At 72.2% G+C, this 15,916-nt stretch carries 15 protein-coding genes and 1 pseudogene; 5 read left to right on the top strand and 11 right to left on the bottom strand.

Features of this window, described 5'->3' with window-relative positions; all coding sequences use genetic code 11:
- Positions 1–83 precede the first annotated feature (83 nt).
- From OG455_RS10480 to OG455_RS10445, 8 genes are all read right to left on the bottom strand, one after another.
- Positions 84–329, bottom strand: a complete 246-nt coding sequence (locus OG455_RS10480) for a hypothetical protein (protein WP_266292413.1) — start codon at positions 327–329, stop codon at positions 84–86.
- A gap of 2 nt (positions 330–331) precedes the next feature.
- Positions 332–1,306, bottom strand: a complete 975-nt coding sequence (locus OG455_RS10475) for a Gfo/Idh/MocA family oxidoreductase (protein ID WP_266292411.1) — start codon at positions 1,304–1,306, stop codon at positions 332–334.
- 1 nt (position 1,307) lies between these two features.
- On the bottom strand, positions 1,308–2,615 hold the full coding sequence (gene ligA / locus OG455_RS10470; RefSeq protein ID WP_266292409.1) for a protocatechuate 4,5-dioxygenase subunit alpha: 1,308 nt from the start codon (positions 2,613–2,615) through the stop codon (positions 1,308–1,310).
- Between the two features lie 86 nt (positions 2,616–2,701).
- Complete coding sequence (locus tag OG455_RS10465) at positions 2,702–3,622, bottom strand: amidohydrolase family protein (protein WP_266292407.1); 921 nt, start codon at positions 3,620–3,622, stop codon at positions 2,702–2,704.
- Positions 3,619–4,311, bottom strand: coding sequence for a 4-carboxy-4-hydroxy-2-oxoadipate aldolase/oxaloacetate decarboxylase (gene ligK, locus OG455_RS10460; protein ID WP_266292405.1), 693 nt, complete (start codon positions 4,309–4,311; stop codon positions 3,619–3,621). Before ligK ends, OG455_RS10465 begins: the two co-directional genes overlap by 4 nt.
- A 16-nt stretch (positions 4,312–4,327) precedes the next feature.
- Positions 4,328–5,371, bottom strand: a complete 1,044-nt coding sequence (locus OG455_RS10455; RefSeq protein ID WP_266292403.1) for an amidohydrolase family protein — start codon at positions 5,369–5,371, stop codon at positions 4,328–4,330.
- 38 nt (positions 5,372–5,409) lie between these two features.
- A complete protein-coding gene (locus OG455_RS10450; RefSeq protein WP_266292400.1) occupies positions 5,410–6,621 on the bottom strand; it encodes a 4-hydroxybenzoate 3-monooxygenase in 1,212 nt (403 codons plus the stop codon).
- 112 nt (positions 6,622–6,733) lie between these two features.
- Positions 6,734–7,501 (bottom strand): IclR family transcriptional regulator, encoded by a 768-nt coding sequence (locus OG455_RS10445; protein ID WP_266292398.1) that lies wholly within the window; start codon positions 7,499–7,501, stop codon positions 6,734–6,736.
- A 75-nt stretch (positions 7,502–7,576) separates the two neighbouring features.
- On the opposite strand from OG455_RS10445, the gene OG455_RS10440 reads away from it, so the two are divergent.
- Positions 7,577–8,278, top strand: a complete 702-nt coding sequence (locus OG455_RS10440; protein ID WP_266292396.1) for a substrate-binding domain-containing protein — start codon at positions 7,577–7,579, stop codon at positions 8,276–8,278.
- Between the two features lie 294 nt (positions 8,279–8,572).
- On the opposite strand, the pseudogene OG455_RS10435 reads toward OG455_RS10440, so the two are convergent.
- From OG455_RS10435 to OG455_RS10425, 3 genes and pseudogenes are all read right to left on the bottom strand, one after another.
- A pseudogene (locus tag OG455_RS10435) lies at positions 8,573–8,737 on the bottom strand (AraC family transcriptional regulator); the annotation flags it as partial.
- Positions 8,738–8,781: 44 nt separating this feature from the next.
- A complete protein-coding gene (locus OG455_RS10430; protein ID WP_266292394.1) occupies positions 8,782–10,179 on the bottom strand; it encodes an FAD-binding oxidoreductase in 1,398 nt (465 codons plus the stop codon).
- A gap of 94 nt (positions 10,180–10,273) precedes the next feature.
- A complete protein-coding gene (locus tag OG455_RS10425; protein WP_266292392.1) occupies positions 10,274–10,981 on the bottom strand; it encodes a TetR/AcrR family transcriptional regulator in 708 nt (235 codons plus the stop codon).
- Positions 10,982–11,175: 194 nt separating this feature from the next.
- Between OG455_RS10425 and OG455_RS10420 the strand changes: the two genes are divergently transcribed.
- From OG455_RS10420 to OG455_RS10405, 4 genes are all read left to right on the top strand, one after another.
- The gene (locus OG455_RS10420; RefSeq protein WP_266292390.1) at positions 11,176–12,627 is read left to right on the top strand and encodes an APC family permease; all 1,452 of its coding nucleotides are present in this window, start codon (positions 11,176–11,178) and stop codon (positions 12,625–12,627) included.
- Between the two features lie 84 nt (positions 12,628–12,711).
- A complete protein-coding gene (locus tag OG455_RS10415) occupies positions 12,712–14,349 on the top strand; it encodes an amidohydrolase (protein WP_266292388.1) in 1,638 nt (545 codons plus the stop codon).
- A 249-nt stretch (positions 14,350–14,598) separates the two neighbouring features.
- Complete coding sequence (locus OG455_RS10410) at positions 14,599–14,865, top strand: hypothetical protein (protein WP_266292386.1); 267 nt, start codon at positions 14,599–14,601, stop codon at positions 14,863–14,865.
- 53 nt (positions 14,866–14,918) lie between these two features.
- Entirely contained in the window at positions 14,919–15,893 is a 975-nt protein-coding gene (locus OG455_RS10405) for a phosphotransferase family protein (RefSeq protein ID WP_266300718.1), read from the top strand.
- Positions 15,894–15,916 lie beyond the last annotated feature (23 nt).

The following is a 15,916-nucleotide window of genomic DNA, read 5'->3' as shown; positions in this document are numbered from 1 at the left end:
ACCGGGGCACCTCTGGGCGAGCAACTACAGCGGAGACCACTGCTTCCGGCTCACCGAAGGAGACGCCCCGGACCGCTGGCCCGTCATGGTGTGGCTGCGAGGCGAGTGCGGCGGAGGAGTTCCTCGTTGGCGCCGAAGCCGCAGAGGGCGGCGCTGGCCAAGAGGGTGAGGCCCTCGTCCAGGGCCGTACGGAGCAGCTGTTCGGCCGCCTCCGGCGTGGGTGGGACGCCGTAGGCGTGGCTGAGGTTCATGCAGCCCAGGCCGATCGCCGGGACCTCGAAGGGCCCGATCCGGCGCAGCGTCCGGTCCGGCCCCGCCGTCGTCGACACGGTCACGGGGTCCGGGCGGCGTCGAGCTGGCGTTCGAGGTCGGCCAGTGTCCGGTAGCAGTTCAGCACCTGGGCGACGGAGGAGTTCGGTTCGCGGCCCTCGCGGATGGCGGCGACGAACTCGCGGTCCTGCAGTTCGATGCCGTCGGTGGAGACGTCGACGCCGCTGACGTCGATCGGCTCGTCCTTGCCCGTGAGCAGGTCGTCGTAGCGGGCGAGGTAGGTGCCGGTGTCGCCGATGTAGCGGAAGAAGGTGCCGAGCGGCCCGTCGTTGTTGAACGACAGCGACAGGGTGCAGATTGCGCCGTTCGCCGCGCGCAGCTGGATCGACATGTCCATCGCGATGCCGAGGTCGGGGTGGACCGGTCCCTGGATGGCGTTGGCCCGCACGATCGGCGACCCGGTCTGGTACGCGAACAGGTCGACGGTGTGCGCGGCGTGGTGCCACAGCAGATGGTCGGTCCAGGAGCGGGCCTGGCCGAGGGCGTTGAGGTTGGTGCGGCGGAAGAAGTACGTCTGGACGTCCATCTGCTGGATGCGGTACTCGCCGGCCTGGATCCGCTGCCGGATCCACTGGTGGCTGGGGTTGAAGCGCCGGGTGTGGCCCACCATCGCGACCAGTCCGGTGCGCTGCTGTGCGGCCAGGCACGCTTCGGCGTCGGGCAGCGCGTCGGCGAGCGGGATCTCGACCTGGACGTGCTTGCCCGCCCGCAGGCAGGCGAGGGTCTGGGCGGCGTGCATCGGGGTGGGCGTGGCCAGGATGACGGCGTCGACGTCGTCCATCGCCAGTACCTCGTCCAGGCTTGCGGCGGCGCGGCCGATGCCCTGCTCGGCGGCGAACTTCCGGGCGCTGTCGGGGCTGCTGCTGACGACGGCGGTCACCTCGACGCCGTCGATCCGCCGCAGCGCGGCGGCGTGCTTGGCGCCGAAGGCGCCGCCTCCGGCGAGGGCGATCCGGACGGTCTGCTGGTCGGTCATGTCATTCCTCCGTGCCGGGCGTTTCGGCCCGCGGGTGGTTCTCCAGGATCAGGTGGCCGACGGCGGTGTTGGACGCCGGAACGTGGTAGAAGCGGTGCTTGGTCTCGACCGTTCCGCCGCCGTCGATGTCGCTCATCGCCCCGCGGGCGATCAGCCACATGACGAGCTCGATGCCTTCCGAACCGGCCTGTTCGACGTAGTCCAGGTGCGGCAGTTGCGCGAGGCCGGCCGGGTCCTCGACCAGGCGGTCGAGGAAGGCGTTGTCCCAGTCGCGGTTGATCAGGCCCGCGCGGGGGCCCTGCAGTTGGTGGCTCATGCCGCCGGTTCCCCACACCTGGACCTTCAGCGGCCGGTCGTAGGACTCGACGGCCCGGCGCAGTGCCCGGCCGAGCTCGAAGCACCGGGCGCCCGAGGGCACGGGGTACTGCACCACGTTGACGTGGAACGGGATCACCTTGCACGGCCACTGCTCGACGTCGCCGAACATCAGCGACAGCGGGACGGTCAGGCCGTGGTCGACGGTCATCTCGTTGACCAGGGTGAGGTCGAAGTCGTCCTGGACGAGCGAGTGCGCGATGTGCGCGGCCAGGTCCGGGTCGCCTTCGATGCCGGGGACGGGCCGGGGGCCGTAGCCCTCGTCCGCGGTGGCGTAGGCCGCGCCGGTGCCGAGCACGAAGGTCGGGATCAGCGACAGGTCGAAGGTGCTGGCGTGGTCGTTGTAGACCAGGAAGATCACGTCGGGGAGGTTCTCCCGCTGCCATTGCCTGGAGTACTCGTAGCCGTCGAAGACCGGCTTCCAGTAGGGCTCTTCGGTCTTGTGGTGGTCCATCGCCGCGCCGATCGCCGGCACGTGCGAGGTGAAGACCGCGCCGGTGACGACGGCGTGCTCGGCCGGTGGCGCCGAGTCGGCGTGAGCCGCTTCGAGGACGGCGTGGTCGATCCGGTTGCCCTCGATGGAGCGGCCGCCGCCGACCATCATGTCGCGGTACTCCCGCTCGGTCATGCCGGTCATCGAGCCCGCCATCTGCTGGAACGAAAGCCCCAGCGTGGCGCCCCACTTGGCGAGGAAGTAGATGTTGCCGCCCTCACGCATCGCGGCGTTGAGGTCGCGGTCGAGCAGGGCCTGCTTCTGCTCCTCGCGCAGCGGCCACGCATCGAGGTAGGCGCGTTCGTCGGCGAGGTAGCTCGCGCGGTTCTCCGCGGTCATCAGCGACATGCAGAACTGGTTGAGGTGGTACCCCTTGGCGGACTGCTCGGCGTCGAAGACGGTCGTCCCCGGGACCAGCTTGTAGGTCCTGTCCAGCGCCATGCCGGTCTCCAATCGTGCGGTGCGGGCCAGTCGGCGGGTCAGTGGGCCGGTCAGTGGGCCGGTCAGTGGGCGGGTCAGTGGGCGGGTCAGTGGGCGTCCGGCCAGTAGAGGCGCATCGGGTTGGCGACCAGGAGCTTGTGTCGCAGCTCGGGCGTGGGCGCGATGTGCGGGACGAAGTCGACGAGCAGGCCGTCGTCGGGCATGTGGTCGGTGAGGTTGGGGTGTGGCCAGTCGGTGCCCCACAGCACCCGGTCGGGGAACTCCTCGACCACGCGGCGGGCGAACGGGACGACGTCGCGGTACGCCCGCTGTTCGCCGTCGAGGGCGGGCGGCCCGTCCGCCGACAGCCGTTCCGGGCAGGTGACCTTGCACCAGATGTCGGGCCGGGCGCGCAGGAGATCGAGGAAGGCCTCGAACTCGGGGCCGTGCGGGTCCGCGGTGACGTCGGGGCGGCCCATGTGGTCGACGACCAGCGGCACCGGGATGGAGAGCAGGAAGTCGCGCAGCTCGGCGAGGTCGGCGGCCTCGAAGTAGACGACGACGTGCCAGCCGTACGGTGCGATCCGTTCGACGACGTCGAGCAGGTCCTGCCGCGGCGCCGCGTCGACGAGCCGCTTGACGAAGTTGAACCGGACACCGCGGACGCCGGCCTCGTGCAGCTCGCGCAGTTCCGCGTCCGGGATCGCGGGCCGCACGGTGGCCACTCCCCGGGCCAGGCCGCCGCAGGCGCGCAGGGCGTCGACCATGGCCCGGTTGTCGGCGCCGTGGCAGGTCGCCTGCACCACGACGTTTCGGGTGAATCCCAACTGGTCGCGCAGTGCGAAGAGTTGGTCCTTGGACGCGTCGCAGGGAGTGTACTTGCGCTCGGGGGCGTACGGGAACTCGGCGCCGGGGCCGAAGACGTGGCAGTGGGCGTCGACGGCGCCCGCGGGCAGTTCGAACCGCGGGCGGCTCGGGCCGGCGTACCAGTCCAGCCAGCCGGGGGTCTTCTCGAAGGGCGTGGTCATCGGTCCTCGTATCGCAGTCCGAGCTCGGCCAGCGGGCCGCGCATGCCGTAGATGTCCAGGCCGAGTTCGCCGGTCCGGAACCGGGCGCGCTTGCCCTCCTCGGCGGCCTCCCGCTTCGCCGAGGCCTCGGCGACCTCGGCTGCCCGCTCGCGCGGCACCACGACGACGCCGTCGCCGTCGGCCACCATGACGTCGCCGGGCCGCACCAGGGCGTTGGCGCAGACCACCGGCACGTTGACCGAGCCGAGGGTGGCCTTCACCGTGCCCTTGGCGTTGACGGCCCGGGCGAAGACGGGGAAGTCCATCCGCTCCAGGTCGGCCGTGTCGCGCACGCCGCCGTCGATGACCAGGCCGCGGGCTCCCCGCGCGCGGAAGGAGGTGGCGAGCAGCTCGCCGAAGAAGCCGTCCTCGCTCTCGGTGGTGCAGGCGGCGACCACGACGTCGCCTTCGCGGATCTGTTCGGCGGCGACGTGCAGCATCCAGTTGTCGCCGGGCTGCAGCAGCACGGTCACCGCCGTCCCGCACAGGCGCGCGCTCGGGTAGGCGGGGCGCAGGTAGGGGCGCATCAGGCCGACCCGGCCCATCGCCTCGTGGATCGTCGCCACGCCGAACTGCGACAGCGCGGCGACGGCCTCGGGGTCGGCGCGGGTGACCGACGTGCGGACGACCCCGATCTCGGTGTGTTCCATGGTTCTTCTCCCGGGGTCAGCGATCGGCGGCGCAGGGGCGGCCGGCCGCGGCGAGGCGGGCGGCGAGCCGGGGGTGGACGCGCAGGGCGTTGCCGGACCGGACCGCGGCCCGCTCCTCGCCGGAGAGGTACGGGGTGGCGTCGACGTACCGCCGGATGTCGTCGAAGTGGTGCCCGGTGTCCGGGTCGACGCCGCGGACGGCGCCGATCATCTCGCTGGCGAAGAGGACCGCCCGGCTGGGGATCACCCGGGTGAGCAGGTCGATGCCCGGCTGGTGGTAGACGCAGGTGTCGAAGAGGACGTTGTCCAGCAGCTCCTGCGGGTCCGGCCGGCCGAGCGCCATCGCCAGGCCCCGGAACCGGCCCCAGTGGTACGGCACCGCGCCGCCGCCGTGCGGGATCACGAACCGCAGCGTCGGGAAGTCGGCGAACAGGTCGCCCTGGACCAGCTGCATGAACGCCGTGGTGTCGGCGTTGAGGTAGTGGGCGCCGGTGGTGTGGAAGGCCGGGTTGCACGAGGTGCTGACGTGGATCATGGCGGGGACGTCGTACTCGACCATCGCCTCGTAGAGCGGGTACCAGCTGCGGTCGGTCAGCGGCGGGGCGGTCCAGTGCCCGCCCGATGGGTCGGGGTTGAGGTTGACGCTGACCGCGCCGAGTTCCTCGACCGCGCGGCGCAGCTCGGGCAGGCAGGTGGCGGGGTCGACGCCCGGCGACTGCGGCAGCATCGCGCCCATCGCGAAGCGGTCGGGGTAGAGCCGACTGACCCGGTGGACCAGGTCGTTGCAGATCCGCGCCCACACCGAGGAGACCTCGAAGTCGCCGATGTGGTGGGCCATGAAGCTGGCCCGCGGGGAGAAGACGGTCAGGTCGATGCCGCGCTCGTCCATCAGCCGCAACTGGTTGTCCTCGATCGCGCCGCGCAGGTCGTCGTCGGTGATGACCAGCTCGTCGGGGTCGGGCGCGTCGCCCAGGGTGCCGGCCGCCGCCACCTGCCGGTCCCGCCAGGCGGCCAACTGCGGTGGGGCGGTGGTGAAGTGGCCGTGGCAGTCGATGATCACGGGGGTCTCCTGGTAGTCGTGCGAGGTCGTGGGCCCGGTCAGGCCCGGGTGCCGGTGGGCCAGCCGGTGTACTGCTCGGCGAGGTACCTGCGGCCGGCCCGGGTGCCCGCCACGTTGTCGAGCTCGCCGAGTCGGCGGCGCAGGTCGAAGGAGGTGTCGCCGGGCTCGGTGTGCAGCAGCCGGGTCATCCAGGAGGAGAAGTTCTGGGCCCGCCAGATCCGCTGGAGGGCGCGCGGTTGGTAGTCGTCGAGCGCGCTGTCGCCCTCGCCGCCGAGGGCCCGCAGCAGGACGTCGGCGAGGACCTTCACGTCGTGCAGCGCGAGGTTGAGTCCGCGGGCGCCGGTCGGCGGCACGGTGTGCGCGGCGTCGCCGGCGAGGGTCAGCGAGCCCCAGCGCATCGGCTCCTGGACGAAGGAGCGGAACCGCAGCACGGTCTTCTCCAGCACCGGCCCCTCGGTGAGGCGGAAGCCGTCCTGCCCGGCCACCCGGGCCTGGAGGGTCTCCCAGATCCGCTCGTCGCTCCAGGCGTCGACCGACTCGTCGGGGGAGCACTGGAAGTACATCCGCTGCACCGTGGCGGTGCGCTGGCTGATCAGCGCGAAGCCGTGCCCGGAGTGGGCGTAGACCAGCTCGGGCGCGCTCGCCGGAGCCTGCGCCATGATGCCGAACCAGGCGAACGGGTACTCCTTGCCGTAGCGCACCCGCCGGTCCTCGGGCACCAGGTCGCGGCACATGCTGCGCGAACCGTCGGCGCCGACCACGTACCGGGCCCGGATCTCGCGCCGGCTCCCGTCGGGCAGGGTGCAGCGGACCCGCGGGGCGTCGGTGGTGATGTCGAGGACCTCGGTGTCCCCGATCCCGAACAGGACCGTGCCGCCGTCGCGCTCCCGGGCGTCGGCCAGGTCGGTGAACACGTCGGTCTGCGGGTAGAGCCAGGTGGACGCGCCCACCAGCTCCTTGAAGTCGATGCGGTGCGGCCGTCCGCCGAAGCGCAGTTCGATGCCCTGGTGCTCGTGGCCCTCGCGCACAACGCGGTCGGACACCCCGGTCTCGACCAGGTCCCGGGCGACGTCGGCCTCAAGGATGCCGGCCCGATGGGTGGTGGCGATCTCCTGCCGGGTTCGGGTGTCGACGACGACCGTGTCGACCCCGGCGCGGCCGAGCAGGTGGGCCAGCATGAGGCCGGCCGGACCGGCTCCGACGACGGCGACGGGTACCGAGGTGACGGTGTCGACGGTGGCCTCGGCCATGGGATCTCCTGAGCGGCTGCGCGGGTTCGGAACACCCCGAACGCTGGCATCCGCGACCTCCACCGGTCAGCACCACTTCCGCCAGGCGGAAGTCCGCTCTGGAATCGCCGGCTCAGAGCGCCGCGCCGGCCCGTCGGCCGAGTTCGTCGGAGATGCCGCGCACGGCCCGCAGCAGCGGCTCCCGCAGGCCGCGGGCGCGGCTCGCGCCGCTCGCCGCGATGACGATCCCGAGCGCGGCGCCGACCGGGCCGGTCCGGCCGATCCGCACGGGTGCGGCCACCGCGACGGTGCTCTCCGAGAGCTGGCGGTCGCTCACGAAGACCTGCTCGCGACGGATCCGGTCCAGTTGGGCGCGCAGGGTCTTCGGGTCGGTGACGGTGTGCGGGGTCCAGGCCCGCAGCGGCGCGTCCAGCACGGCCTCCTGGATGTCGCCCGGCGCGTGCGCCAGCAGCACCCGGCCCATCCCGGTGGAGCCGATCGGGAAACGCGAGCCGACCATGGTCACCAGCTCCACCGAGCGGTGTCCGGCGATCCGCTCGACGAAGACCAGCTCGGTGCCCTCGCGCACCGCGAGCTGGATGTTCTCGTGCGTCGCCTCGTACAGGTCCTGCATGAACGGCATCGCCACGTCGCGCAGGATCTGGCTGCGCGGGCAGCCCGAGGCGATCTCCCAGAGCCGCAGCCCGACGTGCCAGGAGCCGTCCTCGCCGCGCTCCAGGGCGCCCCACCCGGCGAGCTCCGCGACCACCCGGTGCGCGGTGCTCAGGGCGAGGCCCGTACGCTGTGCGATCTCCGACAGGGTCTGCGACCGGCAGTCGCGCCCGAACGTCGAGAGGACTTCGAGAACTTTTCCAGCCGCCGTGCTCCGGGTCGCGCTCACGCGGTCAGTGTCGCAGACAGGTATTGAGCCACCCGTTCACCCGTCGTAGCAGCGGCCGCCCACAAGGAGAACGACGTGTCCCGAGAGATCACCGGCCTGTCCTCGATGGCGACCAGGCAGCTCCTGGCCGAGCTGTCCGACCACCTCCGACGTGCCCACGGCGCGCAGGTGCGGTTCGAGTCGGCCGGCGGGGTCGAGGTCGCACGGCGGGTGCGCGAAGGAGCCGAGGGCGACCTGCTGGTGCTCGCCGAGGACGCGATGGCGGGGTTGGCGGGGGCGGGGCTGCTGGTCGGCGGCACGCTGCGCCCGCTGTGGGTCTCGCAGGTGGTCGCCGCTGTGCCCGAGGGGTCGCCGCTGCCCGCCCTCGCCTCGGAGTCCGACCTGCGGGCGGCCCTGCTGGCCGCACGGCGGATCGCGTACTCCACCGGCCCCAGCGGTACGGCGCTGGTCGAGCTGACGGGCCGGCTGGGTCTCGCCGCGCAGCTCGCGCCGCGGCTCGTCCAGGCGCCCGCGGGGGTCCCGGCCGGCAGCCTGCTCGCCTCCGGCGGGGCCGAGCTGGCCTTCCAGCAGCACAGTGAGCTGATGGATCTGCCCGGCGTGGCCGTGGTCGGTCCGCTGCCCGGCGACACCGCGATCAGCACGACCTTCAGCGGGGGTGTGCTGGCCGCCTCGACCGAACCGGTCCGAGCGGCCGGGGTGCTCGACCTGTTCGAGGCCGAGGAGCTGTGGGCGAGGGCGCGGGCCAAGGGCATGCGGGCCGCCCGGGACCTCGGTTGAGGAAGGAACGACGAAAGGGCCCTCGAGGACCGCATGGTCGCCGAGCTCACCGCCGAGGAGGTCGACCGCTTCCGCGAGGCCCTGAACTCCGCCTGGCGCGCCCTCTCGTGAACCGGGGCGCACGCGCATCCGGTTGACGACCGCGCTGTCCCCACGGGCGGGCCGGTGGGAGAACGCCGCTGTGGTCTCGCCGGTTGAGTCGCCGCTCGTGGGTCGGGCCGCGCTGCTGGCGTCATCGTGCCGGGCGGTGGATGCGGCAGCGGTCGGGCACGGCGGATTGGTGGCGGAGGTCCTTCACGTGCTCCGCGTCCGCAGTCGCCGCAGTATCCGGGCGTCCTCGAAGCCGACATCGTGGGCCGCGGCCTCAATGGTGGAGCCGTGACCGATGAGGTGTTCGGCGCGTTCCAGCCGGAGGGCCCGCTGATAGCGGAGCGGGGTGAGTCCGTCAGTGGCGCGGGTGCCGGGGGTCATGTCGGTTGTCTCCGGGTCGAAATGATCGTCCGTCAGCTGTCGAAGCCGAGGCCGAGGCGGTCGAGGGTGCGCAGCCAGAGGTTCCGTCGGCCCTGGCGCTGGTCGGCGCGGGTGAGGGACCATTGGGTGATGCCGATGCCGACGGAGCGGATCGGCTCGGGCGGGAAGGGCAGGGGCTTGCGCCGGACCATCTCCAGCTCGGTGCGCTCGGTGCGTTCGCCGGCCAGCAGGTCGAGCATCACCTCGGCGCCGAAGCGGGTCGCACCCACGCCCAGGCCGGTGTAGCCGGCGGCGTAGGCGACCCGGCCGGCGTGCGAGAGGTCGAAGAAGGCGCTGAACCGGGTGCAGGTGTCGATCGCGCCGCCCCAGGCGTGGCTGAAGCGCACGCCCGCCAGCTGCGGGAAGGTCTCGAAGAAGTGCCCGGCCAGCGTCGCGAAGGTCTGCGGCCGCTGGTCGTGCTCGGCGCGCACCCGCGCGCCGTAGCGGTAGATGACGTCGTAGCCGCCGAACAGGATCCGATTGTCGGTGGTGAGCCGGACGTAGTGGAAGTGGTTGTTGCTGTCGGCGAAGCCCTGGCGGTTCTGCCAGCCGATCGACGCCAGGCGCTGGTCCGTCAGCGGCTCGGTCATCAGCGCGTAGTCGTACACCGGGACGGTGTACAGGCGGTGGCGCCGCAGCAGCGAGGGGAACACGTTGGTGGCGAGTGCGACGCGCCCCGCGTGGACCTGTCCGTACGGGGTGCGCACCGCGATCCCGGCGCCGGACTCCGTGAGGTCGATGCCCTCGGTGTGCTCGAAGATCCGTACGCCCAGGCTCAGACAGGCCTGCTTGAGGCCCCAGGCCAGGCGCGCCGGGTTGACCATCGCGACGCCGTCCCTGTCCCAGACGCCGCCCAGGAAGGTCGGCGAGTTGATCTCGCCGCGCATGGCGTCTGCGTCGAGGACGGTCAGCTCACCGCCGTACTGGGCCGCGAGGGCGGCGTACTCGTGCAGCTCCTCGACCTGGTGGGGCTCGGTCGCCACGGTCACCGAGCCGGTGCGTTCCCAGTCGCAGTCGATGCCGTGGCGCTTGATCGTGTCCTCGATGGCCTGCAGGTTCTGCCGCCCGAGCTGTTCGAGCTCGGCGAGTTCGCCGGGCCAGCGCTGGTGGCCGTTGCCGAGGCCGTGGGTGAGGCTGGACTCGCAGAAGCCGCCGTTGCGGCCGGAGGCGGCCCACCCGATCTCCTGCGCCTCGATCAGTACGACGTCGAGCGAGGGGTCGCGCTCCTTGGCGATCAGGGCGGTCCACAGACCGCTGTAGCCGCCGCCGACCACGAGAAGATCACAGCGGGTGTCGGCCACCAGGGCCGGTGCCGCCTGCGGCCGACCCGGGTCGTCCAGCCAGAAGGCGAGCGGCTTGGCGTCCTGGAGCGAGCGGACGGGATCAACCATGGCGGTACTCCTACGGTGCAAGGAGGGGCAGGCCTCCGGGTCGCGCCATCAGACCGCCGCGCACCATCTAACGTCAACCATGTTGACATAAGACCTACCGGTGGTCGGAGGGCAGCCGGGCGGCGATCGCGTCGAGCAGCAGTTCCAGCGCGAACGGGTAGCCGCTCAGCTGCATGTCGGCGGCCAGCAGCGCGGCGGTGGCGGCGATGTTGGGGTGAGTGCCAGGGTCCAGGTGGGCGTAGCGGTACTGCCAGACGTCCAGGTCGGCGGCCTGGGCGGCGGCCGGCAGGGCCAGTGCCGCCGCGTCCAGGGCGGCGAAGGCGAGGCTCTGGTCGACCACGGCGTGGTAGATCCGTACCGCCTCCGGGTCCGGGAAGCCGGCCGATCGCAGCAGGCCGAGGATCGCTTCGACGGCCCGGGTCTCGTTGTCGCGCCCGGTCGTGCGGTGGGCCGCCAGCATGGCCGCCTGGGGGTGTGCCTGGTAGGCGGCGTGAATGCGCTGTCCGATGTCGCGAAGGTCGGTCCGCCAGTCGCCGGTCGATCGCCAGCCGTGCTGGGCGCGGCCGATCAGCTCGTCGGCGATGGCGAGCAGCAGGTCGTCGATGCCGCGGAAGTACCGGTAGATCGCGCTCGGATCGGCGCCGAGCGCGGCGCCGAGGCGTCGGACGGTGAGCGCCTGCGCGCCGTGCAGCCCGACCAGCCGCAGCGCGGTGTCGACGATGACCTGTTCGGAGAGGACCGTCCCCTGCTTGGTCGGTCTTCTGCGCTTCCGTTCCGGTGCGGGAGTCACTCGTTCGCTCATGCCGGGACCTTACGACAACGGCATTGACTTATGAAGGGGCTGGCGGGTTTCATGGCCTGCCACCGGCCGCTTCGGCCGCAAACCCCCACGTAGACGGCGGTGACCCGTTGGCAGACATGCGCAACGATGCGGGACCAGACTCGAGAACCCGGACCACCGGGAGCGCACTTACCACCGGTGGCACCCAGCCCGGGATGCCCAGGTCGCTCGGCATCGGTGGTGCGGTCGCGCTCGCCGCGTCGAGCACGGCGGCCACCAGCAGCATCGGCATCGGGCTCGGGCTGATGGCAGGAGTGGTCGGCCTGCACCTGCCGGCGATCATGCTGCTGGCGTTCCTGCCCGTGCTCGCCATCGCGGGTGGCTACGGGCGCCTCAACCGGGTCGCCCCCGACGCCGGCAGCAGCTACCGGTGGGTGGGCGCGGCGCTCAACCCCTGGCTGGGCTTCCTGACCGGCTGGGTCAACATCCTCGGCACGGTCGTCTTCATGGCCTACACCACCACGGTGACCGGCTCGGCGGTGATCCAACTGCTCGGCGCTGCGCGGGTGCACCGGGTCGCGGGCCTGTCCCTGAGCCCGGACTCGACGCTCCAGTGCACCGCCATCGGCATGGTCGTGCTGATCGCCTCGGCGCTGGTCGCCGTGCGCGGGCTCGATCTCGCCGCCCGGCTGCAGAAGTACCTGCTGGTCTTCGAGTACGCGGTCCTGCTCGGCTTCTGCGGATACGGGCTGTTCGCCGGCGACCAGCCGTTCTCGCTCGCCTGGTTCGATCCGTTCGCCATCCCCTCGCTCCACGCCCTCGCCCAGGGCATGGTGCTCGCGGTGTTCTGCTACTGGGGCTTCGAGTCGGTCTTCAGTGTGAGTGAGGAGGTCCGCGACCCGCGCGACGCCTCGCGCGGCGGCTTCATCTCCCTCACCGTGATGATGCTGCTCTTCGTCCTCGCCGGCACCGCCTTCCAACGCGTTCTCCCCATCGACGAGTTGGTCGGCAACGGGGCGCAGGGCCTGACCTTCTTCGGCAACCGGCTCGCCCACCAGCCGCTCGCCGCACTGCCGTTGATCGCCCTGACCTTCTCGGCGGCCGCCTCGCTGCAGGCCTCCGTCGTGCCCACCGCGCGCGGCATGTACGCGATGGGCCGCGACGGCACCCTCGGACCCGTCTGGACCCGCCTGCACCCCCGCTACCACACCCCCGCCGCGGGCACCCTGCTGATCACGGCACTCGCCGTCGCCCTCGCCCTGCTCTCGCTGGTCATCCCCACCGTCAGCTCCCTGATCTCCGCCACGGTCAACGCGATCGGCATCATCGTCGCCCTCTACTACGCCCTCACCGCCATCGCCGCCGCCGTCCACTTCCGGCACCTGCTGCGCACCTCGCCCGTCGAGGCGCTGCGGGCGGTCATCGCCCCGCTGCTCGGCGCGACCGTCCTGCTCGCCGTCGGCGGATACCTCGCCTGGAGCTTCTACGACTCCGCCGACCACTTCGAACTCTCCGCCGACAACGGCTGGTTCGAGCTCCTCGTACCGGTCGTGATGGTCGCCTCCGGCCTGCTGGCCGCCGCCTGGGCCCGCTGGCACCGCCGCTCGCCGTACTTCACCAGCGGGTTCGCGGCGGACGACGCCGACCTTCCACTCACCGCCTCCTGACAGCTGCCGCGCACGGCCCGCCCCAGGGCCGTGCCCCTCCCGCCGCGGTCTTCGAAGACCGCCGACCCGAGTTGGAGCACCGCCATGCACCAGGCTGACCTGGTATTCACCCACGGTCCCGTCCACACCGGTGACTCCGCCCGCACCCGCGCGAGCAGCCTCGCCGTGACGGGGGAGCGGATCACGGCCGTAGGCCACGACGAGGTACGCGAGCTGATCGGCCCGAAGACCGAAGTGGTCGACCTGCGCGGCAAGTTGCTGCTCCCGGGCTTCCAGGACTCGCACATCCACGCCGTCTACGGCGGCGTCGAACTCGCGCAGTGCGACCTGACCGGCACCACCGGTGTCGACGAATACCTGCAACGGATCCGCGAGTTCGCCGACGCCAACCCCGAGCGGGAGTGGATCACCGGCGGCGGCTGGTCGATGGAGAGCTTCGAGGGCGGCCTGCCGACCCGGCACCTGCTCGACTCCGTGGTCCCGGACCGCCCGGTCTACCTGCTGAACCGTGACCACCACGGCGCCTGGGCCAACACCCGCGCACTCGAACTGGCCGGTCTCACCCGGCAGAGCCCGGACCCGGCCGACGGCCGGATCGAGCGCGAGCCGGACGGCACGCCCAGCGGCGTCCTCCAGGAGGGCGCCACCGGCCTGGTCGCCCGCCTCGTCCCGCCGACCAGCGCGGCCGAACGGCTGACCGGGCTGCTGCGGGCCCAGGCACTGCTCCACTCGCTCGGCATCACCGGCTGGCAGGACGCCCTGCTCGGCGAGTTCAACGGCCAGCCCGACCCCTCGGACGCCTACCTCGCCGCCGCCCGCGACGGCTCCCTCACCGCCAGGGTCAACGGCGCCCTGTGGTGGGACCGCGACCGGGGCGCGGAGCAGATCCCGCAGCTGGTCGCCCGGCGGGCCGCGCTGCGCCACGGCCGCTTCCGGGCCGACTCGGTCAAGATCATGCAGGACGGCATCGCGGAGAACTTCACCGCCGCCCTGAGCAGCCCCTACCTCGACGGCTGCGGCTGCGCCACCGCCAACTCCGGCCTGAGCTTCGTCGATCCGCTGGCGCTGCGGTCCCACGTCAGCGAGCTGGACGCGCTCGACTTCCAGGTGCACTTCCACGCGCTGGGCGACCGCGCGGTCCGCGAGGCGCTGGACGCCGTCGAGGCCGCCCGGGCCGCCAACGGCCGACGCGCCACCCGCCACCACCTCGCCCACCTCCAGGTGGTCCACCCCGACGACGTGCCGCGCTTCGCCCAACTCGGCGCGATCGCCAACATCCAGCCGCTCTGGGCCGCCCACGAGCCGCAGATGGACGAGCTGACCATCCCCTTCCTCGGCCCCGAACGCGCCGCCTGGCAGTACCCGTTCGGCGCGCTGCTGCGCGCCGGGGCCACGCTCGCGGCCGGCAGCGACTGGCCGGTCAGCAGCCCCGACCCGATCGCCGGCCTGCACGTCGCGGTCAACCGGATGGAGCCCGGAGCCACCGACGGCCGGATCTTCCTGCCCGAGCAACGCCTGGACCTGGCCAGCGCCGTCGCCGCCTACACGGCGGGCTCGGCCCACGTCAACGGGCTGGACGAGGCCGGCACCCTGCGCGTCGGCGCCCTGGCGGACCTGGTGGTGCTCGACCGCGACATCTTCGCCGCACCGGCGGAGGAGATCTGCGCGGCCCGGGTGCTGCGGACCTACACGGGCGGCGCGCTGGTCCACATGGCCGAGTGAAGCTCCCTGAGGGTACGTCAGTTGTGCTGCCGGGCCCGCAGTCTGTTCAGGTTCTCCTCGAATCTTCGCGGGCTTGGCCGACGGCGGACTTCGGCTGCCACCACTCATGCGACCCCCTCGACTCGCCGGCAGCCACCGAGGCTCTCCCGAGGTGGAGCTTGCCGACGCGTAGGTGTTCGGTGCGAGGGTCGGCTTCTTGATGGTGAGCCATTCGCGAAGGTAGCGGGCCACGGTCGTGCGGCGGTTCTCGTGGACGCCGCGCAGCTCGCCGTCCAGGACGGCGGCCATCTCGCGGGATGCTGCGGCGTGGCCGGCGTGGCCGGCGAAGCCGCTCCTGCGGCGGACGCGGCGCCGGCCGTCCTCGCGGGCGAGGTCGACGGCGTGTGTCCAGGTGCCGACAACCACGGCGAGGCGGGCACGCTGACGATCCACTGCCCGAAGCAGGGCCCGCGGAAGCCCCGAGAACTTGACCGGATCCGGAACAAACCGATCGCCCGTGCGGCGATGCGCCCGTAAGGTGCGCGGGTCGGCGTGGCGGAGAGGCGGTTGGGAACGTGGCACCCAGGGCAGTGACGCGGGAGCGGTTGGCGGGTGCGGCGCGGGCCGCGCTGGGCGGCGGGCGGCGGTTGGCGGCGGTCGAGCGGATCGCGGGCGGCAGCAAGAAGGGCGTGTACCGCCTGGTGATGGACGATGCGACGACGGCGATCGCCTACCTGTGGGACGACGCCGAGAACTACTGGCCGGCGGCCGAGGGCGACGACGACCTCACCGACCCGTTTTCGCCCGGCCTCGGGCTCGGTCTTTTCGAGGCCGCGCACGCGCGGTTGGACGCACTCGGCGTCCGCGTTCCGACGATCCGTCTCGTCGATCGCGACGGCGCCCACTGCCCGGCCGACCTCGCGATCGTCGAGGACCTCCCGGGCGAGAGCCTGGAGGAGTTGCTCGCGCGCGACCGGCGCGCGGCCGCTGCGGTCATGGCCCGGCTCGCGCAGTCGCTGGAGGCGATGCGGGGCCACCGGGCACCCGCGTACGGCAAGGTGGCCGTGGTCGACGGAGGAGGGGCGTCGCGCGGTACGTCGTGCGAGGGGGTGGTCCTCGACCGTGCGCTGCGGGACCTCGCCGAGGCGGCCTCGCGCGATCCGCGGATCGCGGGCGCCCGCGACCGGCTGGAGGAGCGGCTGCTGGTCCTGGCGGCGGCGGTGCGGCCGCGCGCGGAGTACGCGGTCGTGCACGGCGAACTGGGGCCCGACCACGTGCTGGTGGACGCGGACGGGAACCCCGTGGCGATCGACCTTGAGGGCTTGATGTACTTCGACGTCGAATGGGAGCACGTCTTTCTGCGGATCCGCCTGCACGACGCCTACCAGCCGCTGAGGGTGGCCGGGTTGGACGAGGACCGGCTCGCGCTCTACCTGCTGGCACAGCGACTCTCGCTGACGGCGGGGCCGCTGCGGCTGCTCGACGGGGACTTCCCCGACCGGGCCTTCATGGCGGGCATCGCCGAGTACAACCTGAAGCGGGCGCTGGAACTGGTCCGCGCCTGAATGCCCGGATGTCTCAAATGGTC

The sequence above is a fragment of the Kitasatospora sp. NBC_01287 genome, from assembly GCF_026340565.1.
Taxonomy (GTDB): domain Bacteria; phylum Actinomycetota; class Actinomycetes; order Streptomycetales; family Streptomycetaceae; genus Kitasatospora.
The sequence above is the reverse complement of the archived record's forward strand: the minus strand, read 5'-3'. Positions and strand labels throughout refer to the sequence as shown.